Genomic DNA, 8,968 nt, shown 5'->3' on the forward strand with positions numbered 1-8,968 from the left:
GCTCGACGCGCCACGACCACGAAGTGACCCTCCTGCGCCACCTGGAACGCATGGGGAGCACACTCATCAACTCACAGGAATCGTATGTCACTTGCCGGAACACGTGCTGGCAGCTGCAGGAACTGGCCGTGGCCGGCTTACCGGTCCCCGCATCGCTCTCCTACGCCACCACGCCGTTGGACCGCGTCGTCCGCACCCCCGGTCTCGACGTGCCCTGCGTGGTCAAGTCCGTCAACGGTTTCGGGGGCGCGGACGTGTTCCTCGCGCCGGACCTCCCCACGCGCGCGGGACGGCTGACGGTGCCGCCCACGGCATGCCCCTGCTCTTCCAGCAGTACGTGGCTTCCTCCCACGGGCGCGACCTGCGCGTCGTCATCGTGGACGGCGAACCCGTCGCCGCCGCGGTACGCACTTCTCGCGACGGCGCCCTCGCCTCGAACGTCACCAGAGGCGGCTCCGCCGGCCTCTGCGCCGGACGCTACCCGGAGGCCGAAGCCCTCGCGGTCCTGGCCGCGCGGGCGCTGGGCCTCACCATCGCCGGCGCCGACCTCCTCTCACCGCCACCGGCGCCCACACCATCTGCGAGGTCAACGCGGTCCCGGGCTGGCGCCCGCAGATGACGGCGGTCATTCCCGCCATCATCGACTGCATCGACCGCCGGCTGCACGACGGCCCGGACGACGGGAGCCCGGACCTGTCTCCCTGAGCTTCGCGGGCCCGCCCTGCCCGCTCAAGGTCCGCCGGTCGCCAAAGATGTCGGAGACCGAGCATTCCTGCTGGCTTCACCGTGCTCGTGCATCGCAATCACTTGGTCTTCGACGGGGTGCTCATGCGCACACTCTTCTCCTAGGCGGCGATCAGTCTCGACGGCTACTACGAAGGCCCGAACGGCGAGTTCGACTGGCCGTACATCGGCGCCGAGTACTTCGAGTTCGCCAACCAGAGCAACGCCTATATCGACACCCTGCTGTTCGGCCGGGCGGGATACGCGCACATGGCCGCGTTCTGGCCGGACGCGACCGGGCCCGACCCCGAGATCGTCGCGTTCATGAACAGCGTGGAGAAGATCGTGGTCTCCGCCACGCTGGAGAGCGCGGAGTGGAATAAACACGCCCCTCGCCCGCGCTGACGACCTCGCCGGGACCGTCAAGGCCATCAAGCAGCGGCCCGGCAAGGAGATCGGGCTGTCCGGCAGCGTGACACTGACCGCGAGCCTGCTCGAACTCGGCCTGGTCGACGAGTTGCGCGTACTCGTGAACCCGATCACCCTGGGCGCGGGCCGCTCGCTCTTCTCGACGCTGAACCGGCGCGTGCCGTTCGAACTGTGGCGGACCACAACATTCCGTTCCGGCAACGTCCTGCTGACCTACCGCCCGGCCTGAATCACACCGGACACCCGAGGAGCGAGATCACCGACCAGCCGAGCGTGCAGCTCCACGTCGTGGCGCACGCCGTCATGGACGAGTTTCCGGTTGTGCTCCCAGGTGTCGTGGTGGGTCAGGTTCGGGACGGTGGGCCGGCTGCTCGAACCTTGTGTCCCCCGGTCTGCGTTGAAGTGGGTGTCGAGGCGGGGTAGGGCGGTGTTTTCGCGCCGTAGATCCAGCTCTTGATGTAGGCGCTGAAGTCTCGTCCGGAGACTTCGTTGGCGACGTTGATGTAGTCCTGGGTCGAGGCGGTCTTGTTGCGGAAACGCTCGAAGAAGGTCTTCTCGATCTTCTGGAACGTCGCGTCGCCGACCTGGCGGTTGAGGCCGTGGAGCATGAGGACGCCAGGCGCGTTGGTAGCGCCAAGGACCTCACCGGGGTCCTTGAGCCGGCCGGGCGGCCCGGCCACCGGGCGCTTCTCCTGGTCGAACTCGTAGGTGCGGTCCATGCTCTCCTTCAGCGGGGTGTCCTTCGTTTCGTCCATGTAGCGCAACGTGTAGTAGGAGGCGTGGCCTTCGCTGATCCACATGTCGTCCCAACTCTTGAGCGAGACGGCGTTGCCGAAGTACTGGTGGACCAGCTCATGGACCATGGTCGGCGCATCGTTCGGTCCGCCCAGCGCCATGGTCGGCCGTGTCGCTGTTTCCAGGGCTGCTCCCGGGTAGTCCCCCTCGGGAACCAGGACACCGTAGGTCTCGTAGGGGTAGGCACTGCCGATCTTTTTCTGTACCCAGGCGATCTGCTTGCCGATCTGGTCCACGTACGGCCTGGCCTTGTCGATCTTTTCCGCGGGCACGTAGCTGAGCAGCGGGAGACCGCCGGGGCCGGTTGCGGTGATCTTCTTGTAATGGCCGACCGCCACTTGGACGACCTCGGTGGGGATCGGGTCGCGCGTGCCGTAGATGTACGTGGTGCGGTCCCCCTTCGTGGTGGTCCGGCGCAGCGTGCCGTTCGCCACCGCCGTCAGGTTCTTGGGAACGGTGATACGGAAGGTGACACGTGCTTTATCGCTGGGATGGTCGTTCATCGGGAAGAACAGGTGGGCCCGGTCGGGCTGGCCCAGCACCGCGAACCCCTTGCCCTTGTCCGTGGAGTCCCACCAGCCGGAGAGGGGGTGGTGCGACGGCTGCGGGTCGGACGAGGGCGGGGTGGCCGGGGACAGGAGCGTGGAGCGTGTCCGGTCCGGGGTGGCCGGGGACGGGGTGGCTGGGGACGGGGGCTGAGCTGAACGGTCGGCGGTGTAAGCGACCTCGACGCGGAACGTCTGCCCGTTCGGCAGGACGTGTGCGGGGGTGATGATGAGTTTCTCGCCCTTGCTGCGGAAGGCGGCCGCCTTGCCGTCGACCGTGACCGATGCGAACGTCATCCCGGCCGCGTCCAGGCTGAACTCGGAAAGATCCTGCGTGGCCACCGCGTCCACCCGCACGGACGACGCCATCTTCGTGGTGTCCGGCCGGTAGTCGTATGCCACGTCGTAGGACCGCACGTGGTAGCCGCCATTGCCGACATAGGAGAACAGCCGGTCGCCTATGCCCCGCGCACCGGGCTTCGCCGTGTCCTCCGCGGCCGCGGCGCTCCCCGGGCCGGTTACCGTCACCACGACGGCCAAAGCCGCTGCGGCAGCGGTGAACGAGCAGAGGCTGACCCAACACACTCCCGTGCGAGGGGTTGTACGTTTACGTGTTCCGACGTGCATGAGCGTCTTCCTTCGTGGTGAGAGTGATCGCGAAATGCGACTGGACTGTGGTCGCCCGTGGCACCGAGCGCCTCGTCGGAGACGGGTGAAGCGGGCGAGATGAAGGGGCGTGGATGGGCGCCGCGGTCGTCGGGCGTACGGCGCCGACGGCCGCGTGCTCGGTCTCGTTCCCGTTGACGGGGATCAGGAGTTGATGACGGACTTGATCCAGTCGGCCCTGATGGTCACGTTGGTGTAGACGGTGGGGTCGACGGGCTCGACGTTGGGGTCGGCTCCGCTGCCGGAGGTGGCGCCGACCAGGGTCCAGGCGCCCTTGGTCTTGATGAGGGCGGGGCCACCGGAGTCCATGTTGGCCGCGCCGCGGCCGTTGACGGCGGCGATGCATATCTCCTTGCCGTAGACGATCCCCGAGTCGTCACACTTCCCGTCGGGCAGCCGCTCGGTGTCGAGTTGACGCAGATCCTTGGGCCAGTTGGCGGGAATCATCTTCGTTCCGGTCAGCCCCCAGCCGAGGATGCGCACCGGGGCATGGTGTTCGGGAACATCGGTGGCGATGGGCGCCGGCGTGGCCGCGGCGGGCCTCTTGAGCTTGATCAGAGCGATGTCGTCGCCGTGGATGCCGCCGGAAGGCCAGACGGCCTTCTCGACACCGATCACTTCACCACCCCGGTCCACACGCGGAGAACCGATCCGCACCTTCATGGTGTCGAACCCGCCGCGCCCGTCCACACAGTGGCGGGCGGTGACCATCCATTCCTTGTCCACGAGGGTCGCGCCGCAGGCATGTCCGTCGGGGCGGGGTGATTGGGGGTTCTGCAGCGACCCCATGAAGGGGTAGCTCTCCGTGGCCTTTTCGCCATTGATGATGGCCTGGGCCGGAGGGGCCGACACGAGTAATGCCGTCGCGGAGGCCAGAAAGGCGCACAGGGCGCCGCGCTTGAGTCGTGTCATGTGCGCAAGCGTGGGCAAGGGATGTGATGGCCGGACTCGCGCGATGTGAGCGGTACGTAACGGGGGACTCCAGCAGCACCCGCGTCAGAGATCTCCGCCGTCCCCGCCACCGCACGCGGGGACGGCCTCGCGTGCACGAGTGCCCGTCAACGCCAGGCGTATCCCCCATCCGGGATCAGCGTCGAACCCGTCATGTACGTGTCGAGGAAGAGGAAGACCGCCGCCTCGGCGACCTCCTTCTCGGTGCCGACGCGGCGCAGCAGGGTGTCCCGGCTGCTTTCCGGCCGGTCAAGCCCGCAGGGCGGCCTCGTTGATCACGCCTTGGAGGACCGCGGCGAACACACCGGCGTCCCGCCACTGCCGGAACCGGTCATAGACCGTCTTCCACGCACCGAACCGCTCAGGCATCTCACGCCACTGAGCACCGGACCGGAACTTCCAGATCATGCCCTCAAGCTGAGCCCGAAGATTCACCGGATACGGCCCGAACTCACCCACCGGCAGGAAGGGCGAGACGAACTCCCATTCAGCATCCGTCAGTTGCGCTCGCGTCACACCACGTTCCTACCGGGTTCCCGGCCCAGACGGGCCGGGAACCCGAAGATCACAACTCCAGACAGGCCCTAGTCCGCCGGCAGCTCGAAGGTGACCGCCGGGCTCTTCGAGCCGTCGTAGAGGTTCACCTTGCCGCCCGCTCCCGGGATGTCCAGGACGACATCGCCCGTGACGCTCTGGCCCGGCCGGTACGTCGCGTCGAGGTCGTGGCCGGTGTCGGACTTCTGCCGGGTGGAGACGTCCTGCTCGGCTGTCTGGCCGTCCGACCACTTCAGCAGGCCCTGCGGATGGAAACCGCCGTCCTTGCCCCCGACGTTCTTCACGGTGAGGGTGAGGACGACGTACTGGCCCTTGGGCTGCTTCGTGGCGTGGATCTCCGACGGTGTCACGGCCCGCAGGTCCTTGAACGTGACGGACATCTTCTTCTCCGCCCCCGTCGCGCTGTCGACGGCCGTGTACGTGCCGGATTCGCCGACGGTGAGATCGGGTGTCTTCGCGGGCTTGTCCGCGGCCTTGTCCGAGGCCGGGTGGACGGCGTCAGGGGTGTCGTCCGATGACGAACAACCCGTTGCGAGCACGGCAGTTACCAGCGTGCCTGCGGCGAGCGCGGCGACGCGGATGGATGGGCGCATTGGAGTCCCCGAGGTTCATGGCGGGCTCCCCTGCCCACGAGTGAGCGACAGGTTACGGCATGCCGGAGGCGGGCCTTCCGCGCGGGCGCGCAGGGTGCGCGGCCCGGCACAGGACCCGGGCGTATCGTCCTCTGCGCAGGCCACCGGGACGGCGCCTCGCACCCGCGCCCGCGTCCGCGCAAACGAGGGAGCATGCCCCGAATTTGGGCCCGCCGCCCAGTGGTGGTTGGCTTGGCGTCGCATCGCAGGACCGGCGCCGAATACTGGAGGAAGACACACATGGGTCAGGTCGAGGCCACCACGCAGCGCGAGATCGCGGCGGACCCGGAGGACGTGTTCGACGCGCTCGCCGACTACAGCGGCACGCGCAAGCAGCTGCTGCCCGAGCAGTTCAGCGAGTTCGAGGTCCGCGAGGGCGGCGACGGCAAGGGCACGCTCGTCCACTGGAAGCTCCAGGCCACCAGCAAGCGGGTGCGGGACTGCCTGCTGGAGGTCGACGAGCCGACCGACGGCCAGCTCGTCGAGAAGGACCGCAACTCCTCCATGGTCACCACCTGGGTGGTCACCCCGGCGGGCGAGAAGCGCGCCCAGGTCGTCGTCACCACGACCTGGCAGGGCGCGGGCGGCGTCGGCGGATTCTTCGAGCGGACCTTCGCCCCCAAGGGCCTTGGCCGGATCTATGACGCGATTCTCGCCAACCTCGCCGCCCACATGGAGAAGTGACCGGCGACCGTCGGGCGAACCGCTGAAGGGAGTACAACGGGCGCAACGGACACGGCAGTTGATGCCCGGCCCGCGCCCCGTTGGGCTCCCTTCGGCGCGCTCGGCCGGGCTTCCCGCCCACCCGGTCAGTGGCGCCGCGGCGATGCGGCCTCGGCCACCTTCAGGACGAAGTCGAACGTCGCCTCCTTCCCCGGGCCCGCCTGCCGCACGTTCATCAGCAGGGCGGGATCGAAGATCGGATCGGTCTCGTTGCGCGGCTCACCGGGGAAGTACAGCTGGGTGGTGAGGATCGGGTTGCCGGGCGCCTGGACCTTCACGTGCAGGTGCCGGGTACGCCCCGGGTAGAGGCCCGGCACGATCGTGGTGAGGGTGAAGGCGCCGCGCTCGTCGGTGAACTGGTGCCCGCGGAAGCCGAATCCCTCGTTGTCGTACGCGCCGCCGTCGTCCGCCTGCCACCAGTCGAGGAGCACGTCGGGCAGCGGCCGGCAGGTCAGCCCGAAGACGAAGCCGCTGACCGTGAGCGGCGTCCCCACGGTGCCCGGTTCGACGAGCGAGGACCGCAGCGGCGAGTCCGGCTTGAAGTACGGGCCCTCGATCTGCGGCGGGGTCGGGTCGTCACCGTCGTCGCAGTACGGCGTCGGGGTGAGCGGGCGGCCGGCGGGCCGGTTGTCGCGGGCCAGCGCGACCCCGCCGAGCAGCATCGGCAACGGCACGGCCGCGACGGCGGCCCTGAGCACGTTCTTGCGGCTGATCAGACTCTTGGGGCGGTCGGCCCCTGTGTCCTGACCGCGGCGGCTTTCGTCGTCCATCACACGCTCCTGTGGGGCGAGGGGAGGGAGGGCAGGGGCGGCCCATGGGGGCAGGACGCCGGGGACGCCGGACATCCGGCCGCCCCTGCCGATGACGCTTGCTGACGAGGCCACACGCTAGGCGCGGCGCCGGTGGCCGAGCCATGGACTTCCTTCGGGGGTCATGGTGAATTCCGCGGCGGCCGGTGCGGCCCCGCCCGTCGTGCGGCGGAAGTCGCCGGGACTCACGCCGGTTTCCCGCCGGAAGAAGCGGCAGAAGTACGCCGGGTCGGCGAAGCCCACCCGGCGGGCCACCTGGGCCACGCTCAGCCGGGTGCCGGACAGCAGCCGCTTGGCCTCCACCGTCTGCGCGTGCCGGATGATCCGGCCCGGCGTGCGGCCGGTGCTGCGCTTGACCACTTCCGCCAAATGACCTACCGATACGCCCAGTTCATCGGCGTACGACTGCACGGTCCGGCCCGCGGAACCGGGCCGGGCGAGCAGCCGCGTGAACTCCCGGGCCACCAGCGCAGGGCGGCCCGTGACAGGCTCCGGGCGGGCCGCTCCCGGCAGCCGGAGGGCCCGCGCCGCCAGGATGTGCACCTGTGCCTGGAGCACCGAGGTGAACGCGTCGGCCCGCTCCGCGCACTCCTGGACCATCTCCCGTACCAGCGCGGTCAGCCGCAGGGCCGCGGCGGGATCGACCTGGAGCGGGGGCCGTTCACCGAGTCTCGCCAGCGTGTGCCGGTCGCCGGGGTGCGCCAGCAGGAAATCCTCGGTGAACAGGATCACCCAGCCGTGCAGGTCGCGGACCCGGTCCCAGTAGTGGACCTGCCCCGGCACGATGAAGCTCAACTGCGGCGGACGCAGCGGCCACCGGGCCAGGTCGATGACGTGGTGTCCCGAGCCGCCGGTCACGTAGGCGATCTCGTAGAACGTGTGCCGGTGCGGGAAGTCGGCGCGGGAGAGCGGGCCGATGGTGTCGAACGAGCCGACGGCGAACGGGAGGAGGTGCGGGGCGGGCACGTCGAGCCGGTGCAGCGGTACCGGATCGTCCGCCGGGACGTCGTCGTTGGAGGAGCCGCGCGGTACGAAGACGTCCGGAGCGGGGCCCGCCGCGCGTCCGGCGCGCGGGGGCATGGCCTGTTCGCTGCGTCTGGGCACGGGCTCACCCTACGAGCGGGCGCAAGGCCGTCTTCTCGGCCACGGAGGCGGCAGCGGTGGCGCGTGGCGGCCGGGCCGGCCGGTGGGCCGGCCCGGCGCGCGGACGGTCAGGCCGGTCCGTTCCACTTCTGCGCGGGGTTGCCCGAGCAGTTGGCGATCTGGACCCTGGTGCCGTCCGACGTGTTGGCGGCACGGATGTCCAGGCACTTGTCGGCCTGCCTGTTCACCAGGTCGTGGGCCGGGGAGAACACCCACTGCTGCGAGGGGCTGCCGTTGCAGTCCCACAGGTGGATGAGCGAACCGTCGGACGTGGCACCGTTCACGACGTCCATGCACTTGCCGACGGCGCGCACGGTGCCGTCCGACGCCATGGTGAACTTCTGGGCGGGGGCGCCGTTGCAGCCGTGCACCTGGACCTGGGTGCCGTTGGCCGGGTTGCCGTAGGCCACGTCCAGGCAGGTGCCGTTCATGCCGACGATGGCGCCGGACGGGCCGCTGATCGTGGCGGGGCGCGGCGGGCTCTTCTTGGCACCGCCCTTGGGCGCGGAGTCGCCGGGCGCACTCTTCGGGGGCGGGGCGGGGTCCTTGTGCTTCGGCTGCGTCGGCGCGTCCGGCCGCTCGCTCGGCTCCTGGGTGGTCTTCTTCTCCGGCGTCGGGGGCGCCTTGGGGTGCTCGGGCGAGGCGGAGGGGGAGGCGTCGGCCGACTTCGACGCGGCGGCCTCGGGCGACGGGCTCTGCACGTCGGCCGCGGCGACCCGGGTGTCGTCGGCGCTCATCTTCAGGCCCTGCCCGGCCAGCGGGCCGAGCAGGGCGACGGCGGTGACCAGACCGGCGGCCGAGCCGAGCGCGATCCACACCCGCCGCTCGGGGAGCAGGCCGATGCGCGGCCGCCCGGGGTCACGGGCGAAGGTGCGGGAGAAGCCGCCCGGGGTTTTCCCGGGTGGCTGGGGGGAGTTGGGGGTGTCCGGTGGCACGGGGTCCTCCGACGGTCGGGACGGATGGCAGGTGGTGAAGGGATCGGGCAGGTCGGTGGTCG

At 69.8% G+C, this 8,968-nt stretch carries 9 protein-coding genes and 3 pseudogenes; 4 read left to right on the forward strand and 8 right to left on the reverse strand.

Translation table 11 applies throughout. The features are described 5' to 3' along the window. Positions 1-313 precede the first annotated feature (313 nt). The 3 genes from LIU39_RS17065 (at position 314) to LIU39_RS34950 (ending at position 1,381) form a co-directional block, all read left to right on the forward strand. A complete protein-coding gene (locus tag LIU39_RS17065; protein WP_227047580.1) occupies positions 314-619 on the forward strand; it encodes an ATP-grasp domain-containing protein in 306 nt (101 codons plus the stop codon). A gap of 236 nt (positions 620-855) precedes the next feature. Continuing rightward, the gene (locus LIU39_RS34945) at positions 856-1,128 is read left to right on the forward strand and encodes a dihydrofolate reductase family protein (protein WP_308409390.1); all 273 of its coding nucleotides are present in this window, start codon (positions 856-858) and stop codon (positions 1,126-1,128) included. Then, positions 1,103-1,381 (forward strand): dihydrofolate reductase family protein, encoded by a 279-nt coding sequence (locus LIU39_RS34950; protein WP_308409391.1) that lies wholly within the window; start codon positions 1,103-1,105, stop codon positions 1,379-1,381. The genes LIU39_RS34945 and LIU39_RS34950 overlap by 26 nt, the downstream gene beginning before the upstream one ends. Positions 1,382-1,496: 115 nt before the next feature. Here LIU39_RS34950 and LIU39_RS17075 read toward each other — a convergent pair whose 3' ends face one another. The 5 genes and pseudogenes from LIU39_RS17075 to LIU39_RS17095 form a co-directional block, all read right to left on the reverse strand. Further along, positions 1,497-3,023 (reverse strand): M1 family metallopeptidase, encoded by a 1,527-nt coding sequence (locus LIU39_RS17075; RefSeq protein WP_227047581.1) that lies wholly within the window; start codon positions 3,021-3,023, stop codon positions 1,497-1,499. Positions 3,024-3,302: 279 nt separating this feature from the next. Then, positions 3,303-4,070 carry a S1 family peptidase gene (locus LIU39_RS17080; RefSeq protein WP_227047582.1) on the reverse strand — a complete coding sequence of 256 codons (768 nt, stop codon included), beginning with the start codon at positions 4,068-4,070 and terminating at the stop codon, positions 3,303-3,305. 146 nt (positions 4,071-4,216) lie between these two features. Further along, positions 4,217-4,336, reverse strand: a pseudogene (locus LIU39_RS35285) (SDR family oxidoreductase); the annotation flags it as partial. Between the two features lie 34 nt (positions 4,337-4,370). Further along, positions 4,371-4,625: pseudogene (locus LIU39_RS17090) on the reverse strand (transposase); the annotation flags it as partial. A gap of 68 nt (positions 4,626-4,693) precedes the next feature. Then, a complete protein-coding gene (locus LIU39_RS17095) occupies positions 4,694-5,257 on the reverse strand; it encodes a DUF4352 domain-containing protein (protein ID WP_227047583.1) in 564 nt (187 codons plus the stop codon). Positions 5,258-5,536: 279 nt separating this feature from the next. On the opposite strand from LIU39_RS17095, the gene LIU39_RS17100 reads away from it, so the two are divergent. Continuing rightward, positions 5,537-5,980, forward strand: coding sequence for an SRPBCC family protein (locus LIU39_RS17100; protein ID WP_227047584.1), 444 nt, complete (start codon positions 5,537-5,539; stop codon positions 5,978-5,980). A gap of 149 nt (positions 5,981-6,129) precedes the next feature. On the opposite strand, the pseudogene LIU39_RS17105 reads toward LIU39_RS17100, so the two are convergent. The 3 genes and pseudogenes from LIU39_RS17105 to LIU39_RS17115 form a co-directional block, all read right to left on the reverse strand. After that, positions 6,130-6,789 (reverse strand): annotated as a pseudogene (locus tag LIU39_RS17105) (dioxygenase family protein); the annotation flags it as partial. 117 nt (positions 6,790-6,906) lie between these two features. Continuing rightward, the gene (locus LIU39_RS17110) at positions 6,907-7,932 is read right to left on the reverse strand and encodes a helix-turn-helix transcriptional regulator (protein ID WP_227047586.1); all 1,026 of its coding nucleotides are present in this window, start codon (positions 7,930-7,932) and stop codon (positions 6,907-6,909) included. 107 nt (positions 7,933-8,039) lie between these two features. Then, entirely contained in the window at positions 8,040-8,906 is an 867-nt protein-coding gene (locus LIU39_RS17115) for an RICIN domain-containing protein (protein ID WP_227047587.1), read from the reverse strand. Positions 8,907-8,968 lie beyond the last annotated feature (62 nt).

It is taken from the genome of Streptomyces pinistramenti, assembly GCF_020564935.1.
Taxonomy (GTDB): domain Bacteria; phylum Actinomycetota; class Actinomycetes; order Streptomycetales; family Streptomycetaceae; genus Streptomyces; species Streptomyces pinistramenti.